The 24,364-nt window shown below is 64.8% G+C and carries 23 protein-coding genes; 14 read left to right on the top strand and 9 right to left on the bottom strand.

Features of this window, described 5'->3' with window-relative positions; genetic code table 11:
* Nucleotides 1-53 precede the first annotated feature (53 nt).
* From WN73_RS40410 to WN73_RS40400, 3 genes are all read left to right on the top strand, one after another.
* Nucleotides 54-821, top strand: a complete 768-nt coding sequence (locus WN73_RS40410; protein WP_271557878.1) for an AAA family ATPase — start codon at nt 54-56, stop codon at nt 819-821.
* Between the two features lie 791 nt (nt 822-1,612).
* Nucleotides 1,613-2,179 (top strand): SRPBCC family protein, encoded by a 567-nt coding sequence (locus tag WN73_RS40405; protein WP_011087475.1) that lies wholly within the window; start codon nt 1,613-1,615, stop codon nt 2,177-2,179.
* A gap of 2 nt (nt 2,180-2,181) precedes the next feature.
* Nucleotides 2,182-3,129, top strand: coding sequence for a YVTN family beta-propeller repeat protein (locus tag WN73_RS40400; RefSeq protein WP_271557876.1), 948 nt, complete (start codon nt 2,182-2,184; stop codon nt 3,127-3,129).
* A 126-nt stretch (nt 3,130-3,255) separates the two neighbouring features.
* Here WN73_RS40400 and WN73_RS40395 read toward each other — a convergent pair whose 3' ends face one another.
* A complete protein-coding gene (locus WN73_RS40395; RefSeq protein ID WP_271557874.1) occupies nt 3,256-4,182 on the bottom strand; it encodes a nucleoside hydrolase in 927 nt (308 codons plus the stop codon).
* A 35-nt stretch (nt 4,183-4,217) separates the two neighbouring features.
* Nucleotides 4,218-4,859 carry an HAD-IA family hydrolase gene (locus WN73_RS40390; protein ID WP_271557873.1) on the bottom strand — a complete coding sequence of 214 codons (642 nt, stop codon included), beginning with the start codon at nt 4,857-4,859 and terminating at the stop codon, nt 4,218-4,220.
* A 92-nt stretch (nt 4,860-4,951) separates the two neighbouring features.
* Here WN73_RS40390 and WN73_RS40385 point away from each other — a divergent pair, with 92 nt between their 5' ends.
* Nucleotides 4,952-5,152, top strand: coding sequence for a DUF433 domain-containing protein (locus WN73_RS40385; RefSeq protein WP_271557870.1), 201 nt, complete (start codon nt 4,952-4,954; stop codon nt 5,150-5,152).
* A 1-nt stretch (nt 5,153) separates the two neighbouring features.
* On the top strand, nt 5,154-5,291 hold the full coding sequence (locus WN73_RS44770) for a DUF5615 family PIN-like protein (RefSeq protein WP_157839442.1): 138 nt from the start codon (nt 5,154-5,156) through the stop codon (nt 5,289-5,291).
* A gap of 110 nt (nt 5,292-5,401) precedes the next feature.
* Here the strand turns inward: WN73_RS44770 and uvrA are convergent, their stop codons facing one another.
* The 4 genes from uvrA to WN73_RS40365 form a co-directional block, all read right to left on the bottom strand.
* Nucleotides 5,402-8,377, bottom strand: a complete 2,976-nt coding sequence (gene uvrA / locus WN73_RS40380) for an excinuclease ABC subunit UvrA (RefSeq protein WP_011087470.1) — start codon at nt 8,375-8,377, stop codon at nt 5,402-5,404.
* A gap of 299 nt (nt 8,378-8,676) precedes the next feature.
* Nucleotides 8,677-9,429, bottom strand: a complete 753-nt coding sequence (locus WN73_RS40375) for an outer membrane protein (protein WP_011087469.1) — start codon at nt 9,427-9,429, stop codon at nt 8,677-8,679.
* A gap of 223 nt (nt 9,430-9,652) precedes the next feature.
* Nucleotides 9,653-10,342, bottom strand: coding sequence for an outer membrane protein (locus WN73_RS40370; protein WP_271557869.1), 690 nt, complete (start codon nt 10,340-10,342; stop codon nt 9,653-9,655).
* A 235-nt stretch (nt 10,343-10,577) separates the two neighbouring features.
* Nucleotides 10,578-11,357 carry an outer membrane protein gene (locus tag WN73_RS40365; protein WP_271557867.1) on the bottom strand — a complete coding sequence of 260 codons (780 nt, stop codon included), beginning with the start codon at nt 11,355-11,357 and terminating at the stop codon, nt 10,578-10,580.
* A gap of 448 nt (nt 11,358-11,805) precedes the next feature.
* On the opposite strand from WN73_RS40365, the gene WN73_RS40360 reads away from it, so the two are divergent.
* The 3 genes from WN73_RS40360 to gyrA all read left to right on the top strand — a co-directional run bounded on the left by WN73_RS40360 (nt 11,806) and on the right by gyrA (nt 15,800).
* A complete protein-coding gene (locus WN73_RS40360) occupies nt 11,806-12,300 on the top strand; it encodes a single-stranded DNA-binding protein (RefSeq protein ID WP_011087466.1) in 495 nt (164 codons plus the stop codon).
* A gap of 201 nt (nt 12,301-12,501) precedes the next feature.
* On the top strand, nt 12,502-12,900 hold the full coding sequence (locus tag WN73_RS40355; RefSeq protein ID WP_271557864.1) for a DUF2306 domain-containing protein: 399 nt from the start codon (nt 12,502-12,504) through the stop codon (nt 12,898-12,900).
* Nucleotides 12,901-13,067: 167 nt separating this feature from the next.
* Complete coding sequence (gyrA, locus tag WN73_RS40350; RefSeq protein ID WP_028171882.1) at nt 13,068-15,800, top strand: DNA gyrase subunit A; 2,733 nt, start codon at nt 13,068-13,070, stop codon at nt 15,798-15,800.
* 123 nt (nt 15,801-15,923) lie between these two features.
* On the opposite strand, the gene WN73_RS40345 is transcribed toward gyrA, so the two are convergent.
* Together WN73_RS40345 and WN73_RS40340 are read right to left on the bottom strand one after the other, a co-directional pair.
* A complete protein-coding gene (locus WN73_RS40345) occupies nt 15,924-17,777 on the bottom strand; it encodes a potassium transporter Kup (RefSeq protein ID WP_271557939.1) in 1,854 nt (617 codons plus the stop codon).
* A 218-nt stretch (nt 17,778-17,995) separates the two neighbouring features.
* On the bottom strand, nt 17,996-18,253 hold the full coding sequence (locus tag WN73_RS40340; RefSeq protein ID WP_008131028.1) for a hypothetical protein: 258 nt from the start codon (nt 18,251-18,253) through the stop codon (nt 17,996-17,998).
* Between the two features lie 257 nt (nt 18,254-18,510).
* Here WN73_RS40340 and coaD point away from each other — a divergent pair, with 257 nt between their 5' ends.
* The 6 genes from coaD to WN73_RS40310 all read left to right on the top strand — a co-directional run bounded on the left by coaD (nt 18,511) and on the right by WN73_RS40310 (nt 23,088).
* Nucleotides 18,511-19,008: a pantetheine-phosphate adenylyltransferase gene (coaD, locus tag WN73_RS40335; protein ID WP_028171883.1), complete on the top strand. Its 498-nt coding sequence runs from the start codon at nt 18,511-18,513 to the stop codon at nt 19,006-19,008.
* A gap of 36 nt (nt 19,009-19,044) precedes the next feature.
* On the top strand, nt 19,045-19,620 hold the full coding sequence (locus tag WN73_RS40330; RefSeq protein ID WP_028171884.1) for a peptidylprolyl isomerase: 576 nt from the start codon (nt 19,045-19,047) through the stop codon (nt 19,618-19,620).
* Nucleotides 19,621-19,632: 12 nt separating this feature from the next.
* The gene (locus WN73_RS40325; RefSeq protein WP_271557862.1) at nt 19,633-20,043 is read left to right on the top strand and encodes a hypothetical protein; all 411 of its coding nucleotides are present in this window, start codon (nt 19,633-19,635) and stop codon (nt 20,041-20,043) included.
* Nucleotides 20,040-20,504: a peptidylprolyl isomerase gene (locus WN73_RS40320; protein ID WP_011087459.1), complete on the top strand. Its 465-nt coding sequence runs from the start codon at nt 20,040-20,042 to the stop codon at nt 20,502-20,504. Before WN73_RS40325 ends, WN73_RS40320 begins: the two co-directional genes overlap by 4 nt.
* A 113-nt stretch (nt 20,505-20,617) precedes the next feature.
* Nucleotides 20,618-21,718: a tRNA preQ1(34) S-adenosylmethionine ribosyltransferase-isomerase QueA gene (gene queA, locus WN73_RS40315; protein WP_271557858.1), complete on the top strand. Its 1,101-nt coding sequence runs from the start codon at nt 20,618-20,620 to the stop codon at nt 21,716-21,718.
* Between the two features lie 239 nt (nt 21,719-21,957).
* A complete protein-coding gene (locus WN73_RS40310; RefSeq protein ID WP_271557856.1) occupies nt 21,958-23,088 on the top strand; it encodes an acyltransferase family protein in 1,131 nt (376 codons plus the stop codon).
* 49 nt (nt 23,089-23,137) lie between these two features.
* Here the strand turns inward: WN73_RS40310 and WN73_RS40305 are convergent, their stop codons facing one another.
* On the bottom strand, nt 23,138-24,175 hold the full coding sequence (locus tag WN73_RS40305; RefSeq protein WP_028171889.1) for an aspartate-semialdehyde dehydrogenase: 1,038 nt from the start codon (nt 24,173-24,175) through the stop codon (nt 23,138-23,140).
* Between the last annotated feature and the right edge of the window lie 189 nt (nt 24,176-24,364).

The following is a 24,364-nucleotide window of genomic DNA, read 5'->3' as shown; positions in this document are numbered from 1 at the left end:
GTTCCTGATATGTTCCGGCCGAAATATCGACCGGAGTGGGTTGGAAGCCGGACATGAGCCGAAGAAGCAATCGCATGATCAACCTGCCGGCGCCGTATCTGAAGCGGATCTGGCTCGATTCGTCTCAAGTTCGCGATCGCGAGGCTTATCCGTTTTGCCTGCCCATCTTCCCGGATGATTTCGAGCTTAGCTTCGACGCCGCCATCACGATCATCGTCGGAGAGAATGGCACCGGGAAGTCGACGATCCTCGAGGGTATCGCGGCGCTTGCCGGCTATGACGATGCCGGTGGCGGCAAGGGCTACATGCCGGTCGATCATTCCGACGCGCGGGAGAAGATGGGTGGCCAGCTTTCCAAGGCGTTGCGCGCAAGCTGGCTGCCGAAGATCACCAACGGCTGGTTTTTCCGCGCCGAGAGTTTTTTCTCGGTGGCGCGATATCTCGACAAGGCCGCACGTGATGCCGGCCAGGTCGGACCCGATTTTCTGTCGCATTCCCATGGCGAAGGTTTTCTGCGCTTCTTCGAAGAGCGCTGCCAGCGCCAGGGCATCTTCATCTTCGACGAGCCGGAATCGGCGCTGTCGCCGGGGCGTCAGATCGAATTCCTGAAGCTCTTGCGACGCATGGACGACTCCCGCATCTGCCAGGTCATCATGGCGACCCATTCGCCGATGCTGATGGCCTATCCCAATGCGAAGCTGCTGCGGCTCGGGAAATACGGGCTGGAGCCGGTGACGGTGGAGGAGACCGACCATTACCGGTTGATGCGGGAGTTTTGTGACGACCCGCGGGGCTTCGTGGAGGCGACGCTGGCGGAATGATTGGGGGACGTCTGCCGCTTCAATGAGGCACGCGCATTGTTTTTCCACTCGCATCTGAATCGCGAACACACCTTCGCGGCCCCGCGGCATGAACTGCCCGGGCCTTGCTGTCGTCACCGCCCTCGAAAGTGCCGAGGGCGCAGGGAAGGCCGGGTGCCGGCTGGCACCCGCGGTCCGCTGTGCGCGAAATGCGCTGGAAGCAGATGCACAGCGGCATACAGGTGAAGCCGAACATCCGGCCTTCCCTGCGCAGTGGTTTTACGGCTTATGTCGTGATCTCCCCGGGGAGCGATGCACTATTGCCCCCGTCGCCTTGCGGATGGCTGACGCGCCCGCTCGGTCGGGCAGCACGTGTCACCGCAAGACTTGGCACACAGACCCCGGATGCCAGGACCACACGATTTTGCCGTACGCAGGCTGCACCGGTCGTGTGCGCGCGGGTCGTTGCTCACGGCGCGAGCCGCCCTGCAAACCACCTTCGCGCCGACGCCGCCTGCGTCCACCACGTCCCATCCCGCGTGTCGTGACGATCGCGATACGCCCCTCGGACCGGGCTAGGATGGCCGAAACATGCGACATTTCCGAATTCGCGTAAAGCGAATTATTTTGATCGGAACGGATTGACCCCGGCCTTGTGTGTTTTGCCCGTCGGGCAACGCAAGGGATGGCGTGGATGCGGGAGCGATCCCCGCCACAGCCGTGCCACGAACCGGTCTCCCCACGGCCCGAAAATGCGCTACGATGATCGCAGCGCGCCTCAAGTCGCGCAGCTCCAGGAGTGAGGAAACGGTATGAGGATGAGAAGCGGAACGGCGGTCGCCGGGGTGGCGGCGCTGGCGGTGGCGGGGATGGCTCTGACGGCCGCATTTGAGCCGGTTTGGGCACACGGGCCGACCCGGCAGAAGGTGCGCGAATCCATCGAGATCAACGCAGCCCCGGCCAAGGTGTGGGCGGTGATCGGCAATTTCCAGGACATGAGCTGGCTCCCGCCCGTCACCAAGACCGAGGGCGAGAAGGGCAACGAGATCGGCGCGACGCGGCGGCTGACCCTGACCGGCGGGGCGACCGTGGACGAGGAGCTCTACAAGTTCGACGCGGCCGCGATGACCTATTCCTACCGGATCACCGCCGTGGACGTGAAGGTGCTGCCGGTCACCAACTATTCCTCGACGCTGACGGTGACGCCGAGCGCCGACGGCAAGGGCGCGACGCTGGAGTGGGCCGGCGCGTTCTACCGCGGGTTTCCCAACAACGATCCGCCGCCGGAGCTGAGCGACGAGGCCGCCAAGACTGCGGTGAGCGGGCTCTACAAGGCCGGCCTCGAGGCACTGAAGAAGAAGATCGAGAGCGGAAGCTGACCGTGCGCGTGCTGGTCCTGGCGGCGATCGCCGCCAGCCTTGCCTGCCTCGGCAGCGCGTCCGCCGAGGAGGCCTTCGTCACCAACCAGCTCAGCGACGATCTGATGGTCGTCGACCTTGCCACCGCACGTGCGGTGGCAACCATCCCGATCGGCGGCAAGCCAGCGGGTATCGCCGTCAGCGGCGACGGCCGCTTTGCCTATGTCACCAGCCCGGATGCCAAGGCGGTGACGGTGGTGGACGCGGCAACGCGGCAGGTGACGGGGCGGATCGAGGTCGGCGGCGGCCCGCTCGGTATTGCCGTGGCGCCCGACGGCCGCACCGTCTATGTCGCCGACTGGTACGCCGCGGCGGTGCGGGTGATCGACGCGGCGAGCCGCAGCGTCACGGCCAGCATCGTGGTGGGCGCCTCGCCATCGGGCCTTGCGGTAACGCCTGACGGCAAGCTGCTGCTCTCGGCGGACCGCGACGACGACAGCGTCTCGGTGGTGGACACGGCGACGCGCGCGCGCAAGGCGGTCATCAAGGTCGGCACGCGCCCGTTCGGCGTCACCATCGATACCGATGGAAAACGCGCCTACACCGCCAATGTCGGCTCCAACGACGTCTCCGTGATCGACATCGCCACTGGGTCCGAGATCGGCCGCGTGCCGGTCGGGATGCGGCCCTATGCGGTGGCGCTGGCGCAGGGGCGCGGCTTCGTCACGGACCAGTATGGCGGCACCGTCAGTGTGTTCGATCTGGCGACGCTGAAGCCGGTGAAGCGCATCAATGTCGGCGACTACCCCGAAGGCATCAATGCAACGGTCGACGGCAAGCGCATCATCGTCGCCTGCTGGGAGAGCAACACGCTTGATATCATCGACGCCGCGGAGCTGAAGGTGATCGGCGAAGTCAAGACCGGCGACGGCCCGCGCGCGTTCGGGGCGTTTTTGCGGAGGACGGAGTAGGGCGGGTAGGGTGGGCAAAGGCGCAGCGCGCCGTGCCCACCATCTCTCCGCCGTCTCGGCACGCTATGGTGGGCACGCTTCCGCCTTCGCTCTTCGAGCTACGGCGGACAAGTCGCTTTGCCCACCCTACGGCACTTTCGACGCGGTGAAATCCCGCAGCTTCAGGAAGAAGTCCTTCAGGATCGGGTTGCGATCCACGTAGGTCACGTAGCGGATCGGATGCCGCCTGCGGTCGATGCTCCACGTCATCTGGTCCGTGAGGATCGGAGCGGGGATGATCACGCTCGGCGCCCACATGGGGTTCAGCAGCCAGCCGACCGGCGCCATGTCCCAGATCTCCTTGGCCCAGCCCATGTGATCGGACGAATACTCCTTGAACCGCATCGCGAGGAATGCGCCGATGCTGCCATGCGGTTCGACGTAGCGCTCGATCTCCGGCACCGTGCTGTGGAGGCGCGAGGTGACGCCCCTGCACGGCACCAGCACGAGCGGCACGCCGCTGTCGAGCAGCACCTGCGCACCGCCGACATCCTGCTTGAGGTTGAATTCGATGGTGTCGGGCCATTCCAGCGCATGGCCGCCGAGCCAGACCACGACGATACGGTCGATGATGTCGGGTGCCTTCAGAAGGGCGGAGGCGACGTTGCTGATAGCGCCGATGGCGATGACGTAGAGCGGATTGTCCTGCGTACCCGCGCGTGCCCGGGCCACGAGGTCGTCGACGGCGGGTGCCGCCTGCGCCGTCTTAGCCGGACCGACATAGTCGGTGACGCCGCGATGAACCAGGCCTTCCGGCGCGACGCTCAGGCGCTCCAGCAGGCGAAGGATTTCCTGATAGCTCAGCTCCATGCCGTGGCCGGGACTGTCCGCGCGCGCATTGAAGAACGGCGCGGCGTAGATCGCCTCGACGTCGAAGCGTTCCGGCGACAGCAGCATCTGCACCAGCGCGAACTGGTCGTCGATCTCGTTGTAGGTGTCGGTGTCGAGCACGACCCGCAACCGGCCGACCGGCGGTTCCAGGAGCTTGAGGCGCACTGCGTCCGTGAGTGTCATCGCCGTCTCCCTGGGCCGTGCGTGGCGATTGCGGATCAGGCTCTCTGCGGAATCCGGCAGACCACTTCGGCAATGTCCTCCATCTGCGCGAACATGTGATCCGGCGCAAGCGCCCGCAACGCCGCTGGGGCCGCATAGCCCCAGCTGACCGCGCCGCAGGCGATGCCGACCGCGCGCGCCGCCTCGATGTCGCGCACTTCGTCGCCGATCGCGATGACACGGTCGAGCTCCACGCTGGCGCGCCGGATGACGCGGCGGAATTTCGCGGGCTTGCCGAAGATCGACGCAGAGCAGTCGAAATGCGCGAACAGCGCCGCGGCCTCGCCGAGCTTCTCGCGCGCATTGGCTTCGCTGTCGGAGGTCACCAGCGCGAGCTGCACACCGTTCCCGGCCAGCGTCCGCAGCATCGTCTCGACGCCGGCAAACAGTGAAATCTCGCCAGCTGCCTCGGCCTTCAGCCGCCGCGCATGCCGCGCGATCGCCGGCAGCTTCCACAACGGCACCTCGAGCCGGCTGAGGATCTCGCGCGACGAGGCATGCCGCAGCCCTTCGATGTCCTCATCGGCGACACGCCGAAAGCCGAAGCGGTCGGCGACGTCGTTGATGGTGCGCAGGAACCAGGGGAAGCTGTCGGCCAGCGTGCCGTCGAGGTCGAAGATGGCGAGGGAGTAGGGCATGGGGGAGTGGAAGTGTCGGGCGGACCTGCGCATCCGGTCCGCTGGCGACGCGCTGACAGATGCCATCGGAGATGCTAGATTAGGCTTCAGAGGTGACAGATGTCGGACCTACTGGCAAGGATTGCGGTCGCGATCTGCGCATCACGGTCGCCGACGTCTTGGGACTGCTATCCGCCGGACAGTCGCGCGACAGCATTCTCGAGGACTATCCGTATCTGGAAGAGGCGGATATCGACGCAGTGCTCACCTATGCCGCGCGTCAGGTTGACCACCCGATCATAGCGGCCAAATAGCTTGCTTTACCTGATCGACGCTCAGCTTCCCCCTGCACTCGCGGAAGCCTTACGTCGTGCTGGATACGATGCGGCTCATGTGGTCGAGTTCGGAATGGCGGCAACATCGACAATCGCGCGCTGGTGCGACAGTTTCTGAGCGCCATGCCGCAAATTGTCGAAGCCGTCGCGCGGGGCGAGGCCGTCATCGAGTTCGTCGGTGGTTAGTCATGGCAAGCGGGACCGAACCACAGTAGCGGCGAGGCTGCGCTACTCCGCCGCCTCGCTCGTGCTCCGCCGCTTCGGCTTCCTTGCCTTCTTCAGCACCGGCTCCAGAAACTTGCCGGTATAGCTCCTTGGCGCCTTCGCGATGTCTTCCGGCGGGCCCCAGGCGACGATCTCGCCGCCGCCGTCGCCGCCTTCGGGGCCGAGGTCGATGACCCAGTCGGCGGTCTTGATGACTTCGAGATTGTGCTCGATGACGACGACCGTGTTGCCCTGCGCGACCAGCTCGTGCAGCACCTCCAGGAGCTTCTTGACGTCGTGGAAGTGCAGGCCGGTGGTGGGCTCGTCCAGGATGTAGAGCGTGCGGCCGGTGGCGCGCTTGGACAGCTCCTTGGCGAGCTTGACGCGCTGGGCTTCGCCGCCTGACAGCGTGGTGGCCTGCTGACCCACGTGGATGTAGTCGAGGCCGACGCGGTGCAGGGTCTGGAAGGTCTCGCGCACGCGCGGCACCGCCTTGAAGAAGTCGGCGGCTTCCTCGACGGTCATGTCGAGCACATCGGCGATGCTCTTGCCCTTGAACAGGACCTCCAGCGTCTCGCGGTTGTAGCGCTTGCCCTTGCAGACGTCGCAGGTGACGTAGACGTCGGGCAGGAAGTGCATCTCGATCTTGATGACGCCATCGCCCTGGCAGGCCTCGCAGCGGCCGCCCTTGACGTTGAATGAGAAGCGGCCGGGCTCGTAGCCGCGCGCCTTCGCTTCGGGCAGGCCGGCGAACCATTCGCGGATCGGCGTGAAGGCGCCGGTATAGGTCGCGGGATTCGAGCGCGGGGTACGGCCGATCGGCGACTGGTCGATGTCGATGATCTTGTCGATATGCTCCAGGCCCTCGATGCGGTCGTGCGGGGCGGCGCCTTCGCTGGCATTGTTCAGCTTGCGGGCGATGGCGCGGTAGAGCGTGTCGATCAGCAGCGTCGACTTGCCGCCGCCGGAAACACCGGTGACGCAGGTGAACAGGCCGAGCGGAATCTCGGCGGTGACGTTCTTGAGGTTATTGCCGCGCGCGTTGACCACCTTGATGGTGCGGCGATGGTTCGGCGGGCGCCGCTCCGGCACCTCGACCTCGAGTTCGCCGGTCAGGTATTTTCCGGTGAGCGATTTCGGGTTGCGCATGATCTCGGCGGGCGTGCCTTCGGCGACGATGTGGCCGCCATGCATGCCGGCGCCGGGGCCGATGTCGAGCACGTAGTCGGCGAGACGAATGGCGTCCTCGTCATGCTCGACCACGACCACGGTGTTGCCGAGGTCGCGTAGGCGCTTGAGCGTGTCGAGCAGGCGGGCGTTGTCGCGCTGGTGCAGGCCGATCGAGGGCTCGTCCAGCACGTAGAGCACGCCGGTTAGCCCCGAGCCGATCTGCGAGGCCAGGCGGATGCGCTGGCTCTCGCCGCCGGACAGCGTGCCGGAGGAGCGGGAGAGGGTGAGATAGTTGAGGCCGACGTCGAGCAGGAAGGTGAGGCGCTCGCGGATCTCCTTGAGGATGCGGCCGGCGATCTCGTTCTGCTGCTTGTTCAGCGCCTCCGGCACGGTCTCGAACCACTCGCCGGCCTTCTTGACCGACAGTTCGGAGATCTCGCCGATGTGCTTGGTGCCGACCTTGACGCAGAGCGCCTCGGGCTTGAGCCGAAAACCGTTGCAGGCGCCGCAGGGCACGTCGTGGAAATACTTTGCCAGCTCCTCGCGCGCCCACTCGCTCTCGGTCTCGCGATAGCGGCGGTTGATGTTGGTGATGACGCCCTCGAACGGTTTCTTGGTGTCGTAGGAGCGCACCCCGTCCTCATAGGAGAACTTGATCTCGTCCTCGCCGGAGCCATGGAGGATCGCGTCTCTCGTCTTCTTGGGCAGATCCTTCCACTTGGTGGTCAGCGTGAACTTGTAGTGCTTGCCGAGCGCCGTCAGCGTCTGCACGTAATAGGGTGATGACGATTTCGCCCAGGGCGCGATCGCGCCCTTGCCGATGGCGAGCTCCTTGTCGGGGATGACGAGGTCCTCGTCGACATGCTGCTCGACGCCGAGGCCGCCGCAAGCGGGGCAGGCGCCGTAGGGGTTGTTGAACGAGAACAGGCGCGGCTCGATCTCGGGAATCGTGAAGCCGGAGACGGGGCAGGCGAACTTTTCCGAGAACAGGATGCGCTCGGGTCCGCTCTTGTCGTGGATCTTCGCGGTCTTCTTCTTTTCCTCGGCCGGCGCGGCTGCGGGCGCATCGGCGAACTCGACGACGGCAAGGCCCTCGGCGAGCTTCAGCGCGGTCTCGAAGCTTTCGGCGAGACGCTGGCCGATGTCGGCGCGCACCACGATGCGGTCGACGACGACGTCGATGTCGTGCGGAAACTTCTTGTCGAGCGTCGGCGCTTCCGCGAGCTCATGGAAGGTGCCGTCGATCTTGACGCGCTGAAAGCCCTTCTTGAGCCATTCGGCGAGCTCCTTGCGGTACTCGCCCTTGCGGCCGCGCACGACCGGCGCGAGCAGATAGAGGCGGGTGCCCTCGGGCAGCGCCAGCACGCGGTCCACCATCTGCGAGACGGTCTGGCTCTCGATCGGCAGGCCGGTGGCGGGCGAATAGGGCACGCCGACGCGCGCCCAGAGCAGGCGCATGTAGTCGTAGATCTCGGTGACGGTACCGACGGTGGAGCGCGGGTTCTTCGAGGTCGTCTTCTGCTCGATCGAGATCGCCGGCGACAGGCCGTCGATCTGGTCCACGTCAGGCTTCTGCATCATCTCCAGGAACTGGCGCGCATAGGCCGACAGCGATTCGACGTAGCGGCGCTGGCCCTCGGCATAGATGGTGTCGAAGGCGAGCGAGGATTTGCCGGAGCCGGAGAGGCCGGTGAACACCACGAGCTTGTCGCGGGGAATCTCGACGTCGATGTTCTTGAGGTTATGCTCGCGCGCGCCACGGATCGTAATTGCGCGCAGGCTCGAGCCCGCGTTCTGTTGTTGGCGCTTCGCCTTGATCACTTCATCCATCCCGGTGTCCTCAGGGAATCCCAAAGACGCGCGGCCGCGCCAATGGTGAAGGCGCGCTTTGCCCGGAACCGGGATCGGCGCCGATGGGGTTGTCAGCGAACGTAGGAAGAACAGCGGCGGATTTCCAGTGGGACTTGCGAATCGTCAACGGATTGTTGGCGTGCTGGCGGCATCTGGCAGCAGCGGAGCACCGGAACGGCCTCTCGCCCCACGATTCCCTGACGGCTCGGCTGTCCGCGAAAACAAAAAGGCCGGCACAAGGCCGGCCTTTCGTAACGCGATCGCGATGGAGGCGAAGCTCAGTACTTCGCGACGACGGGGCCGCCGAAGGTGTAGTTGAGGCGGACGGTGCCCATGTCGACGTCCTGCTTGATGCTGTCGCTGCGGGTGGCCACGCCGAGGAAGGTGAAAGTGTCGGTGTGCTTGCCCATGAACAAGTGGTTGTATTCGACCGCGACCGACCAGTTCGGAGCGAAGCCGAATTCGATGCCGGTGCCGACGGTCCCGCCCCAGCGCGTTTCGTTCGCGGTGTCGAGCGTAATGCCAGCCAGAGTGCCGCTGAACTTGTTGTGGGTGACGGCCGCGCCGCCCTTCACGTACCAGAGCACGTTGTTCCAGGCATAGCCGACTTGGCCGGTGAAGAGGCCGATGGCGTCGATCTTGGTATTGTTCACCAGCGGGAAGAGAGCGGCGGGAGCGCTGACGTTCGAGCCCTTCAGGTCAGCCCAATCGCCCTGGGCTTCAAGGCCGAACACCCAGCTGCTGGACTGCCAGCGATAGCCGATCTGGCCGCCGACGAGAGCGCCGGTCGCATTGTGACAGCCTTCAGCCGTGACCGGAATTGCGGCGACTCCGACGGCGGTGAGATCCCAGCAATTATGGCTCGAGCCGCCACCGGCGTTGCCGCCGATGTAGAACCCGCTCCAGTTGTAGATCGAGGCCACGGCCACGGGCGCCTTGGTGTAAGGGCGGGCCGCCAGGTCAGCCGCCGAGGCAGGAGCCAACGCGCTGAGCACGAGCAGACTGGCCGAAGCCAGCACAATTCTCTTCATTTCAAATTCCCCAGTTTCGTTTCTCTTCGTCGGCGAAAAGCAGCGGACCCAACGACCCGACTGATGTCATTACTATACATTATTAAAGCCAAAGGTTGTGTCACCGATGTGCCACACCTCTCCGAAAACGCTAGCGAGCGGCTGGATTGGATACTTGGGCGCGAAAAACAAAAAGGCCGGCGCGAGGCCGGCCTTTCGTGACGATGTGCGTCGGTGGCGAAGATCAGTACTTCGCGACGATCGGGCCGCCGAAGTGATAGTTCACGCCGACCTGCACGGTGTGGAAGTTGAGCGTGCCGGTGGGCAGGACGCCCGAGAAGTAGGTCTCGCCGCCGAGGCTGCGATAGAGGTACTCGCCCTTGACCGACCACTGCGGCGCGAAGAACGCTTCGACGCCCGCGCCGACGGTCCAGCCGGAGTGGAACTTGCTGTCCGAGACGGACACGCCGAGTGCGGAGAGGGTGATCTTGTTGTCGATCCAGGCGTAGCCGCCCGTGCCGTAGAACAGGACGTTGTTGACGGCGTAGCCGATGCGGCCGCGCACGGTGCCCATCGCGTCGGTCTTCGAGCTCACGGTCGCGGTCGCAACGCCGAAGCCGGGGACAACGGTCGCGCCGGTCGCCGAGGCGCTGACGTCAGCCCAGGTGCCATCGGCTTCGACACCGAACACGACGTTGCCGGTCTGCCAGTTGTAGCCGGCGGTGCCGCCGACGAAGCCACCCTTCATCTTCGGGTCGCCCGAGCCGTTTTCCCAGGCGCCGCCACCGACGATACCGAGGTAGAAGCCGGTCCAGTTGTAGACCGAGGCCACGGCCACCGGAGCCTTCGTGTACGGGCGAGCCGCGAGATCAGCAGCCGACGCGGGGGCCGCAAAAGCGAACAAACAGGCCGAAGCCAACAAAACCTTCTTCATTTTCAACCTAAATCCCAGTCCCAGTTTCTGTTGTGCCTTCCACGATCGGGAAGGGCATCGGACGCTGTGGTCCAACTGACGTCGTGCTTACACCAGCAAAGCCGCAAGTTGTGTCTCTCAAAAGCCACAACAGTCACAAAACGTAATGGTTGCTGACTTATAGCCGCCGGCATGTCGCACAAAAAAAGGCCGGCACGGGGCCGGCCTTCAATCTTCAAGTGATATCAAAGAGATATCAGTACTTCGCGATGACCGGGCCACCCCAGCGATAGTTCACGCGGACCAGGCCGATATCGACGTCCTGACCGATGCGTTCCGAGCGTGTGAAAGCGCCGGCCGGAGCCACAATGAAGTTGCCGGAGCCGGCGAAGCCGATGGTGCGATTGCCCATGAAGATGTGATCGTACTCGACGCCGACCGTCCAGTTTGGCGCGAATCCGAACTCGAGGCCGGCACCCACGGTGCCGCCCCAGCGGGTCTCGTTGGCCCGATCGAATTCGAGGCCGGTGATGACATCGTAGCCGCGGTAGCGATCGCTGACGACGGCGCCGCCGCCCTTCACGTAGAACAGAACGTTATTCCAGGCATAGCCGACTTGGCCTGTGAACAAACCGAACGCGTTGATCTTGGAGCGGTCGCGAAGACCCGTGCCGATGAACGTCGTGCTGACGTTGTCTCCGGAGAAGTCGGCCCAGTTGCCCTGGCCTTCGAGCCCGAACACCCAATTGGCCGACTGCCAGCGATAGCCGACCTGGCCGCCGACCGTGCCGCCGGTCGCGTTGTGACAACCTTCGCCAATCAGAACGCCGGTGACGGGAGTTACAAAATCCCAGCATTTGTGGGCCGAGCCGCCGCCGCCGTTGATGCCGATGTAGAAGCCGCTCCAGTCGTAGATGGCCGCGACCATTGGCGGCGGAGCCTTCGTGTAGGGACGCGCCGCCAGATCCGCCGCGCTTGCAGGAGCCGACAGGCTCAACGCCACTGCACTGATTGCACCAATCAAAATCTTATTCATTGCAGTCTCCCCAATTCCGCCGCTTCTTGAAATCCCAGAAGCGGCCAAGCAGGCGCGACGCCCATATGAAATCAATTCCGAGGCAAACGTAGCCTAACGGGTGAGCAGAGTCCGTCGCCGAAATACAACAGTCGCGCGATAAGTGCGGCGTATGTAACTTAATGAATGTTAAGTGCTTTTTGTCGTTCACGGGAACCTGAAAAGGTTCCATCTGGCGCCAGCCATTTGAGCAGTTCGCGGGCACCGCCCGGGCCATACATTTCGCGCTTGCTCGAACAGGAACAAATCTGGAACGAGCCGACGGCCGATGCTATATGTGGGGATAACCTGAGGGCTGGTGGGCTGATCGGTCCGCGCAAGCGTATAGGGTCGCCTTAATAGGTTGCAGAGGACCGCGGGGCGCGGTCGGGCCTTATCAATTCAGTGGCATTCGGAGTGGAGAGCGGCGATGGCGGGAAGCGTCAACAAGGTCATTCTGGTTGGAAATCTCGGCAAGGATCCTGAAATCCGCCGTACCCAGGACGGGCGGCCGATCGCGAATTTGAGCATCGCGACCTCGGAGACCTGGCGCGACAAGAACAGCGGCGAGCGCAAGGAAAAGACCGAGTGGCATCGCGTCGTGATCTTCAATGAAGGCCTCTGCAAGGTCGCCGAGCAGTACCTGAAGAAGGGCGCCAAGGTTTATATCGAGGGCGCGCTCCAGACCCGCAAATGGACCGACCAGAGTGGCGTTGAGAAGTACTCCACCGAAGTCGTGCTCCAGGGGTTCAACTCGACGCTCACGATGCTCGACGGCCGCGGCGGCGGGGGAGGCGGCAGCTTCGGCGAGGAGCCGGGCGGCGATTTCGGCTCCTCCGGTCCCGTCAGCAGCGCGCCGCGCCGCGCCGTCGCCGCCGGTGGCGGTGGCCGCAACAGCGACATGGACGACGACATCCCGTTCTGAGGCGGGCGGGCGCTTCGCCCCGAATGTTGTCGTGCTCGCGTAGAGCCGCAGGAATTCTTACCAATTGGCGGGCAGGGCTCGGTTTTTCCGAGCTGGCCTCATGCGCTGCTTCAAGCCTTTGACGGGGCCATCATGTGAATGGTATTAACTTGATGTTAATCCTATTCACATGGATCACCCGCCGATCGGAGGAAGCCCCGCATGAGCCTCGCGCCACTGCTTACGGCTGCTCCGGCGATCCCGCTGCATGCCTTTGCCGCCATGGCCGCCTTCGTGCTCGGCCTGGTCCAGTTTGCCGCTCCCAAAGGCACGCTGCCACACCGGACGATCGGCTGGATCTGGGTGGTGCTGATGGTGGTCGTGGCCGCCTCCTCGTTCTGGATCCACCAGAGCCGCCTGATCGGGCCGTTCAGCCCGATCCATGTCCTGTCGATCTTCACGCTGGTGGTGCTGCCGCTCGCGGTATGGCGGGCGCACGCCCATCGCGCCGCCGATCACCGGCTGATGATGATCTTCATCTTCGCCGGCGCGCTGGTGGTGGCGGGCCTGTTCACACTGCTGCCCGGGCGCATCATGCACCGCGTGGTTTTCGGGGCCTAAGGGGCGGTTTCGGGCGGCTCGTCCGGGCCCAGCCCAGGGCGGTGCCGGGGAGGGCGTAAGTCTCTGGAAAAACAGTCGGAAAAAGCGCTTCCTTTACCCCGGCAAGGGTGGTTATCAGGGGCTCGATGCGCTATATGATTCCCAGATAAACCTCACCGGATTTCCCCTTGGCTGACGACGACGACAAGCCCGGCGACCAGCCGGCGCAACCCTCGGATATTCGCCCCGTCTCCATCTTCGAGGAGATGAAGAAGTCCTATCTCGACTACGCCATGAGCGTGATCGTGGCGCGTGCGTTGCCCGATGCGCGCGACGGTCTGAAGCCGGTGCATCGCCGCATCCTGTACTCGATGAACGAGCAGGGGCACACACCCGACAAGAAATACGTCAAGTCCGCCCGCGTGGTCGGTGACGTCATCGGTAAGTATCATCCGCACGGCGACCAGTCGATCTACGACGCCATGGTCCGCATGGCGCAGGACTTCTCGATGCGCGTGCCGCTGATCGACGGCCAGGGCAATTTCGGCTCGGTCGACGGCGATCCCCCGGCCGCCTATCGTTACACCGAAGCGCGCCTGACGAAGGCGGCGCTGGCTCTGCTGGCCGACATCGACAAGGATACCGTCGACTTCCAGCCGAACTACGACAACAACGAGACCGAACCGTCGGTCCTGCCGGCCAAGTTCCCGAACCTTCTCGTCAACGGCGCCGGCGGCATCGCGGTCGGCATGGCGACCAACATCCCGCCGCACAATCTCGGCGAGGTCATCGACGCCTGCGTCGCGCTGATCGACAACCCTGCGCTCACCATCGACGAGCTCATCAACATCGTGCCGGGACCTGATTTCCCGACCGGCGGCGTCATTCTCGGACGCGCGGGCATCCGCGCCGCCTATCATCTCGGCCGCGGCTCGATCGTCATGCGCGGCAAGGTCGCGATCGAGACCATCCGCAAGGAGCGCGAGGCGCTCATCATCACCGAGATCCCCTACCAGGTGAACAAGGCGACGATGGTCGAGCGCATCGCCGAGCTGGTCAAGGAAAAGAAGATCGAGGGCATCGGCGACCTGCGCGATGAATCCGACCGCGACGGCTACCGCGTCGTCATCGAATTGAAGCGCGACGCCGTGGCGGACGTGGTGCTGAATCAGCTTTACAGATTCACGCCGCTGCAGACGAGCTTCGGCGTCAACATGGTGGCGCTCGACAGCGGCCGTCCGCGGATCATGCATCTGAAGGACCTGCTGGCCATCTTCGTCGACTTCCGTGAGCGGGTCGTCACGCGGCGCACCAAGTTCCTGCTCGCCAAGGCGCGTGATCGCGCGCATATCCTGGTTGGTCTCGCGATCGCGGTCGCCAATATCGACGAGATGATCCGCGTCATCCGGACCTCGCCCGACCCGACCACCGCCCGCGACACCCTGATGTCGCGCGACTGGCCGGCCCGGGACGTCGAGGACATGCTGACGCTGATCGACGATCCGCGTCACCGCATCAGCCCGGACGGCACGATCCGGCTGTCGATGGAACAGGCGAGGGCGATTCTCGACCTGCGCCTGCAACGCCTCACCGCGCTCGGCCGTGACGAAATCCGCGACGAGCTCGACAAGCTCGCCGGCGAGATTGCCGATTATCTCGACATCCTGCGCTCGCGCGAGCGCGTGCTGGGCATCATCAAGACCGAGCTCGCCGAGGTGAAGGCCGAGTTCGCCACCCCGCGCCGCACCGTGATCATGGAGCAGGAGGGCGAGGTCGAGGACGAGGACCTGATTCAGCGCGAGGACATGGTCGTCACCGTCTCGCACGCCGGCTATGTCAAGCGGGTGCCGCTGTCGGCCTACCGGGCGCAGCGCCGCGGCGGCAAGGGCCGCGCCGGCATGCAGACCCGCGACGAGGATTTTGTCTCGCGCCTGTTCGTCGCCTCCACGCACACGCCGGTGCTGTTCTTCTCGTCACGCGGCCAGGTCTACAAGGAGAAGGTCTGGCGCCTGCCCATGGCCGCGCCGAACGCGCGCGGCAAGGCGCTGATCAACATCCTGCCGCTGGAGCAGGGCGAGCGCATCACCACCATCATGCCGCTGCCCGAGGATGAATCGACCTGGGGCAACCTCGACGTGATGTTCGCGACCACAGGCGGCAACGTCCGGCGCAACAAGCTGTCCGACTTCGTCGATGTCCGCCGCTCCGGCATCATCGCGATGAAGCTCGACGAGAATGAAGCGATCGTCGACGTGCAGATCTGCACCGAGCGCGACGACGTGCTGCTGACCGGCGCCGGCGGCCAGTGCATCCGCTTCCCCGTCACCGATGTGCGCGTGTTCACCGGGCGTACTTCGATGGGCGTGCGAGGCATTGCGCTTGGTGAGGGCGACAAGGTGATCTCGCTCGCGATCCTGCGCCACGTCGAGACCACGTCCGACGAACGCTCGGCCTATTTGAAGATGCGCCGCGCGGTGGCCGGCGAAGCCACGGCCGAGGAGCCGGCAGCGGACGCCGAAGCCGAGGAGACCTCCGGCAGCTTCCAGCTCGCCCAGGAACGCTATGTCGAGATGTCGGCGGCCGAGCAGGTCGTGCTCACCGTCTCCGTCAACGGCTATGGCAAGCGGACCTCGTCCTACGAGTACCGCACCACGGGGCGCGGCGGCAAAGGCATCGTCGCCATGAGCGTCAACAACCGCAACGGTAACCTCGTGGCCTCGTTCCCGGTGGAAGACGCGGATCAAATCATGCTGGTCACCGACAAGGGCCAGCTGATCCGCTGCCCGGTCGAAGGCATCCGCATCGCCGGCCGCTCGACGCAGGGCGTGATCGTGTTCGACACCGCCGAGGACGAGCATGTCGTCTCGGTCGAGCACATCACGGAAGAGGCCGAGAGCGGGAATGGCGCGAACGGGGAATAACGTGTAGCCCGGATGGCGCAGGAGGTCGGTGCGAAGCGCCGACCGACGGCGCAATCCGGGACCTCTGTGCGCCTGGCAAGAATCCCGGATTACGCTTGCGCTCCATCCGGGCTACGAACTTCCCTAGATCTCCAGCTCCGTGCCGAACTCCACGACCTGCTTGGTCGGCACGCCGAAGAATGCGGCGGAGCGTTCGGCGTTGCGCTGGAGGAAGGCGAACAGGCCTTCGCGCCAGACCCACATGCCCGGGACGTCCTCGCGCGGGATGATGGTCTCGCGGCCGACGTAATAGGTGATGTCGGAGAGGTCGATGCCAGGCAGCATGCCCTGCCGGCAGGTCAGCGTCAGCCCGTCATAGATCGTCGGGTTCTGCATGAAGCCGTAATGCAGGATCACGCGGGTGATGCCGGGAATGATCTCGATCACCTCCGCGCGTTCCTCGTCGGGAATGTGCGGGGATTCCTCGATCAGCACGGTGACCAGCAGCACGCGTTCGTGCAGCACGCGGTTGTGCTTGACGAACTGGGTCAGCGCGAGCGGCACGCCGCGCGGAGCGGACGCCAGGAACACGGCGGTTCCGGGCAGTCTGGCGCTGCACTTGTTGACGGCGGTCTCGATCAGGTCCTCCTCGGGCTGGCGCAGCTTCGCGCGCGCCGCCTCGACCAGCTTCACGCCGCTGCGCCACGTCAGCATCATGAAGGCGACGAGGGCCGCGAGCAGCAGCGGAAACCAGCCGCCCTCGAACAGCTTGATCGAATTGGCCGAGAAGAAGATCACGTCGATGACGAAGAAGGCGCCGTTCACGGCGACCACGAGCCAGGGCGAATAACCCCACTGGATCGCAACCAGCGCAGCCAGCAGCGTCGTGATCGCCATCAGCAGCGAGACCGCGATGCCGTAGGCGCCGGCGAGTGCATCCGAGCTGCCGAAGCTCAGGACCGCCCCGAGCGTTGCGGCGGCGAGCAGCCAGTTCACCAGCGGCACATAGATCTGGCCGATCGCGTCGCTGGTGGTGTGGCGGATCTGCATGCGCGGCAAAAAGCCGAGCTGGATCGACTGCTGGGTCAGCGAGAACACGCCGGAGATGATCGCCTGGGAGGCGATCACGGTCGCGACCGCCGAGAAGGCGACCAGCGGATAGTGCAGGGCGTCGGGGCAGAGCTGAAAGAACGGGTTCTCGATCATCGCGGGATCGGTGATCAGCAGCGCGGCCTGGCCGAAATAGTTCAGCACCAGCGCGGGCAGGCAGATCGCGAACCAGGCGAGCCGGATCGGCAGGCGGCCGAAATGGCCCATGTCGGCATACATGGCTTCGCCCCCGGTGACCGCGAGGAAGGCTGCGCCGAGGATCGCGAAGGAGACGTGAAAATCCTGGTGGATCAGGAATTCGACGGCGTAGAGCGGGCTGAGCGCCGCCAGCACGGCCGGCGCCTTGACGATGCCGTGGATGCCGAGCGCGGCGAGCACGGCGAACCAGGCCAGCATCACCGGTCCGAAGATGCGGCCGATGAAGCCGGTGCCCTGTTTCTGCATCATGAACAGGCCGACCAGGATGACGACGGTGACGGGCACGACGGCTGGCGCGAGCGAGGGCGCGTCCACCTTGAGGCCTTCGATGGCGCTCAGCACGGAGATCGCCGGCGTGATCGCGCCGTCACCGTAGAGCAGGGCGGCGCCGACGAGGCCGACCACCAGCAGATGCGAGCGCCAGGTGCCGGGCTGGGCGTTGCGGGCGTGGAGCAGGGCCAACAGGGCGACGATGCCGCCTTCGCCGCGGTTGTCCGCGCGCAGGATCAAGAGCGCATATTTCAGCGAGATGATCAGCAGCAGCGCCCAGAGGATCAGCGAGGCAACCCCCAGGACAGCGTCGGGGGTCACTGTCGCGCCGTGGGCGGCCGCCTTGGCGGCTTCCTTCAGGGCGTAGAGCGGGCTGGTGCCGATATCGCCATAGACCACCCCGAGGGCGCCCATGGTCATTGCAAGCGGCAGTGGATCAGGATGATGGCCGGAAGCGACTGCGGGCGTACTGGACAATGGCGACCCCTCGATGGGTTCGCGCCCGGCGGGGCATTCCGACGGGCGCGAGCATCACGCAGTCTGCGACGAGACGTCGCAAATATCCATGGGGTTTATCTTTGGGGTTTATCTTGTCGTCGATCTCGAAGGCTTACCTGACGCGAAGCTGACAGACCGGGCTACGGGGTGCGGTCGGCCGTCACGAGGCGAGCGACGCGGACGTCGGCCTTGGTGCCGGCACGGCGCAGGCACGACGCCTCAAAGTTCGGCCAGGCTTGCTGCGAGCAGTCGCGGCCGATGCTGCGGATATCGAGCCGGTCGCTCTTGGCCAGCGGCTGCGGCACGCTGGCTTCGACGGTCGGGGCAAAGCCGGGCAGGAGGGTGAGGGCTGCGGCAACACACGCAGAGATAGCGATCGCTGAAAGAGCCTTGATCATTGACTGTCCCCTGTGATGCGGCCGCCTACGCCCAGTGTGCGGCCCGTCATTCGTTGGCTGGATTAGTAACCATGGCCAGTTTCCGGACGTCTTCGCGGACGCGGGAAATGGTTTCGTTCGCGCTCCGTTTTGTTTCGTGGCCGTCCCGAGGACGAAACAAAGCGGCCGTCGCCGACACGAAAGGGGGACATTTTCCGGGAAACGGCGGGGAACCAGCCCGGCTTGCCGGGCCGGGCCGGGCGCGGTAGGACGGGGCCATGCCGCGCATTGCCTTCTACCCAGGTTCCTTCGACCCCATCACCAACGGCCATCTGGACGTGGTCCGGCATGCCGTTCCGCTGTGCGACCGGCTGGTGGTCGCGATCGGCGTCCATCCCGGCAAGAAGCCGCTGTTCTCCACCGAGGAGCGTCTGAAGATGCTCGAGGACGTCTGCGGGCCGGTGGCAACCCAGGCCGGCTGTGTGCTCGAAGCCGTGACGTTTGACGATCTGTCGGTGACCGCCGCGCGCAAGCACGGCGCGACCATCATGATTCGCGGTCTGCGCGACGGCACCGACCTCGACTACGAAATGCAGCTTGCCGGGATGAACGAGGCCATGGCGCCGGAGGTCCATACGGTGTTTCTGCCGGCCTCTCCCATGGTCCGCCCGATCACCGCCACTTTGGTGCGCCAGATCGCGGGCATGGGCGGAGATGTTTCGACCTTCGTGCCGCCGCTCGTAGCCAGTCTGCTCAAGGCCAAATTCGCCGGATAACGGCGCGCTCTTCATCTCACCTGATCCGGAGTTTTCATGATCCGTCGTCTCGCAATTCTTGCCACGATCTTTGCCGCGCTCGTTGGCGCGGTCCCGGCGGGCGCACAGACCCTGCCGGCCGGCCTCGACAAGGCCAACGCGGTCGTCATCGACACCACCAAGGGCCGCATCGTCATCAAGCTCAGGACCGATCTTGCGCCCCAGCACGCCGAGCGCATCAAGCAGCTCGCGCGCGAGGGCTTCTACAACAACGTGCCGTTCCACCGCGTCATGGACGGCTTCATGGCGCAGACCGGCGACGGCCAGAACTTCAACGGCACGGGCGGCTCGAAATATCCGAACCTGAAGCAGGAATTCTCCAAGGTGCACTTCGCACGCGGCATCGTCGGCATGGCCCGGCGCGGCGACAGCGTCGACACCGCCAACTCGCAGTTCTTCATCATGTTCGCCGACGGCGGCAGCCTCGACAACAATTACACCGTGATCGGCGAGGTCGTGCAGGGCATGGACGTCGTCGACAAGCTGAAGAAGGCACCGGCCGGTTCGCCGAGCGGCACCGTCACCGATCCCGACAAGATGGTGAAGGTGCAGGTCGCCTCCGACATCAAATAATGGGAGAAGGCGATGGCGCGCTGCGGCAACAGGCTTCTGCTGGCTGCCGCAGTGCTGCTTGCCGGCATCTCCGGCGCGGCCGCCGAGGACGCGCAGGTCAACACCATCCAGGACGTCTTCCGGCATCTGCGCACCTGCTGGAAACCACCTCCGGCCGCCAAGGCTCGCCCACTCGACATCACCGTCGTCGTGAGCTTTAACCGGTCCGGAAACATTCTGGGCCGTCCGAGGATTACCTATGAATCCGCGGATGCCTCCGACGATGACCGGCTGCAATACCGGATCGCGGTGATGGAGGCGTTGCAACGCTGCACGCCGATGCCATTTACCGATGCAATGGCCGGCGCCGCCGCGGGGCGTCCATTCGCGATCCAGTTCCGCAGCCGTAAGACTTCACCTCCAACGCAAGAGAGACGAGCATGAGCGTCACCGAAAACACATTGATCCTCGAGACCACACAGGGCCCCGTCACCATCGAGATGCGGCCCGACCTCGCACCCGGCCATGTCGCGCGCATCAAGGAGCTGGTCCGCGAAGGCTTCTACGACGGCATCGTGTTCCACCGCGTGATCGAGGGCTTCATGGCCCAGACCGGCTGCCCGCAGGGCACCGGCACCGGCGGCTCCGGCAAGAAGCTGAAGGCCGAGTTCAACAAGGAGCCGCATGTGCGCGGCACCACCTCGATGGCGCGCGCAGCGAGCCCCGATTCCGGCGACAGCCAGTTCTTCATCTGCTTCGACGACGCCCGCTTCCTCGACAACCAGTACACGGTGTGGGGCAAGGTCACCGAGGGCATGGAGAACGTCGACAAGATCAAGCGCGGCGAGCCGGTGCAGAACCCGGACAAGATCGTCAAGGCGCGGATGGCGGCGGACGCGGAATGACCGCGTAGCGGTCATTCCGGGGCGCGCGTTAGCGCGAACCCGGAATCTCGAGATTCCGGGTTCGATGCTGCGCATCGCCCCGGAATGACACGAACTAAGGCGCAACGGCGCTCATGCGCACCGATCTCTTCGATTTCGACCTGCCGCCCGAGCGCATCGCGTTGCGCCCGGCGAGCCCGCGCGACTCCGCGAAGATGCTGGTCGTGGAGGATGGGACGCTGCGCGACCGGACCATCTCCGAGCTGCCGCAATGGCTGAAGCGCGGCGACCAGCTCGTCGTCAACGACACCAAGGTGATCGCGGCGCAGCTCAAGGGCCGCCGCATCGGCCGCGAGACCGAGCCGAAGATCGAGGCGACGCTGATCAAGCGACTCGACGGCTCGCGCTGGCAGGCGCTGGTGAAGCCTGCCAAGAAGCTCATTGCCGGCGATCGCATCCGTTTCGGCAACGAGGGCAAGGTCTGCCTGCTCGGCCATCTCGATGCCGAGGTCGAGGCCAAGGGCAGCGAAGGCGAGGTGACGCTGTCGTTCTCGTTCCACGGCCCGGCGCTGGACCAGGCGATCGCCGATCTCGGCAGCCCGCCGCTGCCGCCCTACATCGCCTCCAAGCGCACGCCTGACGATCAGGACTTCGCCGACTACCAGACGATGTTCGCGGCCAACGAGGGCGCTGTCGCAGCGCCCACCGCAGGGCTGCATTTCACGCCCGCGCTGGAGCAGGCGCTGCGCGAGCGCGGCATCGGCCTCAACCGCGTCACGCTGCATGTCGGGGCAGGGACGTTCCTGCCGGTGAAGGTAGAGGACACCGCAGGCCACAAGATGCATGCCGAGTGGGGCACGATCTCGGCCGAGACGGCGGAGCGACTGAACATTGCGCGGCACAACGGCGGGCGCATCATCGCGGTCGGCACCACGTCGCTGCGGCTGCTTGAAAGCGCCGCGAGCGAGGACGGCACCATCCAGCCGTTTGCGGCCGAGACGTCGATCTTCATCACGCCCGGCTATCGCTTCCGCGCCGTCGATATCCTGCTGACCAATTTCCACTTGCCGAAGTCGACGCTGTTCATGCTGGTGTCGGCATTCTCAGGGCTGGAGACGATGCGGCGGGCCTATGCGCACGCGATTGCGCAGGGCTATCGGTTCTATTCATACGGCGACGCCTGCCTGCTGTTTCGCGCAGGGGGGACCGAAGTCCACGACCCGTCGCCGCCGTAGCGCGGGCAAAGCGAGGCGCGCCCACCGCTTCCGCAATGATTTCCGAAGGTTGGCTGGCAGGGCGTCTGCGCACCGTTTCCCCCGGAATCTCGATCCATCTTTGCTGTTTCGCAAGCAATTGAGCCTACCGTCATGCCGTTTGATGAGCGGTGGAGACGCCTGCCCGCCTGATGCGGACGTCTTGCTGCGCGGGGAGGGCCCGCCAATCGACGGCGTCGATCAGTTGAGGAACCGTAAACTTGCTGGCTCCGGCAGCGCGCACCGAAACGGCCCTGCTCACGGAACGAACGTTCGTTGCGCTTGACGGATTGCGCGGCGTCGCGGCGATCATGGTTGCGCTGCGACATGCTCCTTTCCTCTGGGAAGGCCCGGCTGCGTCGACCGGGTGGATGGGGAATAGCTACCTGGCTGTCGACCTGTTCTTCGTTCTGTCGGGCTTCGTGCTGGAGCACGCCTATCGAAGACGCTTCCGCCAGGGATTGTCGGTTCGCTCCTTCATGCTCGCGAGACTCCAGCGGCTATACCCGTTGTACGCCCTGGCATTCATCCTCTCATTGCCGTTTCTCCTCGGGCAGCTTGCCGCTGGAGCGCCGGACCGGGCGCAAACGATCCTCGGCCTCCTTTGCAGCGCGCTGATGCTGCCGACCCCTAATCCCGCCCATCTCGATGCCGATCTGTACCCGTTCAACTTCGCCGCCTGGTCGCTGTTCTTTGAAGTTGCGGCAAATCTGCTATTTGCGGCTCTCGGAAAGCGGCTCGATACGAAATCCGTGATCTGGCTCGTCGGCGGCTTCGCGCTCGCGCTCGTGGTCTGCGCCACGATGGGGTGGCTTGGGTTCGGCATCGAAGCCGACAAGCGAGGTGTCCTGGGGGGCGGACCGACTTGGGAAACTTTCGGCGCCGGCGTGATCCGGGTCGGGTTCTCGTTCTTTGCGGGCGTCCTGGTCTACCGCTTCTACGAAACGGCCCGATTGCCGGCGGCGCGCCCCGGATTCGCGATCAGCGCGTTTGCTCTCGTCACCGCCATCCTTGCGATGGATTTTCCGAGCAGTCTCGATCTCGCGCTGAGCCTGTTCTCCGTCATCGTCGTATTTCCGCTGGCCATCACGATCTGCGCGCGTTTCGATCCGCCGCGGGGCGCATTGGCAAACACGATGCAGACCCTCGGACTGCTTTCCTACGGGATCTATGTTCTCCAGGTCGTGACGTTCCACGCCGTGGAGGCCTGCGCGCGACATATTGAGGTTCAATCCGCCCTTGTCGGGCTTGTCGCGATACCGGTTGTTGCAGCGGTGGCGTACGCGGCCACCGTCTTCGTCGATGTTCCTGTCAGGCTTACGATGAAACAGGCGTTGAAGGGGCTGGCGTAGGAGACGCGAGACAGGCGGACGCTTGACGCCGCCTGTCCCGCTGGTCGGCTTACGCCATCACGCGCTGCGGCAAAAGCTCCGCGATCTGCACCGCGTTCAGCGCGGCACCCTTGAGCAGCTGATCCGCCGCGACGAACATCGAGATCGAATGCCCCGTGGGATCGCTGAGATCCTTGCGGATGCGGCCGACCAGGACGTCATCCTGGCCCGAGGCGTCGATCGGCATCGGGAAGTGGTTCTTCACGCGGTCGTCGACGATCTTCACGCCGGGCGCCTGCGCCATGATGGCGCGGACCTGATCCTCGCTGATCGGCTTCTCGCATTCGAACGTGATGGCCTCGCAATGGGCGCGCAGCACCGGCACGCGGACGCAGGTGACGCCGACGGCGATGGTCTCATCCTCGAAGATCTTGCGGGTTTCCTTGATGACCTTGGTCTCTTCGTCGTTGTACCCGGTCTCAGGGTCAACCGCGGTGTTGTGGTTGAAGAGATTGAAGGCGTAGGGGTGCGGCATCACCTTGGGCGTATAGACCTGCCCGTTGAGATTGGCGCGGGTGGACTCGACGAGCTCCTCCATCGCGGCGGCGCCGGCGCCGGAGGCCGCCTGGTAGGTCGAGATGATCACGCGCTTGATGCGGTTCTTCTGGTGGATCGGCCAGAGCGGCACCAGCGCGGTGATCGCGGCGCAGTTCGGGTTGGCGATGATGCCCTTGTGGTCGCGGATGCGGTTCGCGTTGATCTCGGGGATCACCAGCGGCACGTTCGGATCCATCCGGAAGGCGGAGGAGTTGTCGACCACGACCGCGCCGGCCTTGACCGCGAGCGGCGCATACTTCTTCGAGATGCTGCCGCCGGCGGAGAACAGGGCGATATCGACACCCTCGAAGGCGCGCTCGGTCAGTTCCTCGATGACCACGTTTTGCCCGCGGAACGACACCGTCTTGCCGGCCGAGCGGGCGCTGGCCAGCGCCTTGAGCTTGCCGACGCGGAAACCACGCTTGTCCATGGTGGCGATGAATTCGGCGCCCACCGCACCGGTGACGCCGACAATCGCGACGACGGGATCGTTACTCACATTCTCCTCCATTCAAGTTGAGCATGATCTCGTCGGAAAACCGGATTCCACTTTTCCGGATCATGCTGTGAGCTTTAGACAACAAAAAAGCCCCGGACCATCGAGGGCGGGGCTTCGGTAGAGCTGATGCGTTTCAGTCGACGACTACGCGCGCACGCCTCCCCGGGCCCCGAAGGCCGTGGTGGTTTTGGTCGTGCGTTT

Origin of the sequence: Bradyrhizobium sp. CCBAU 45394, from assembly GCF_028128655.1 — a bacterium.
GTDB classification, from domain to species: Bacteria; Pseudomonadota; Alphaproteobacteria; order Rhizobiales; family Xanthobacteraceae; genus Bradyrhizobium; species Bradyrhizobium diazoefficiens.
Note: the sequence above shows the minus strand (reverse complement) of the source record. Positions and strands in the feature narration are given on the sequence as shown.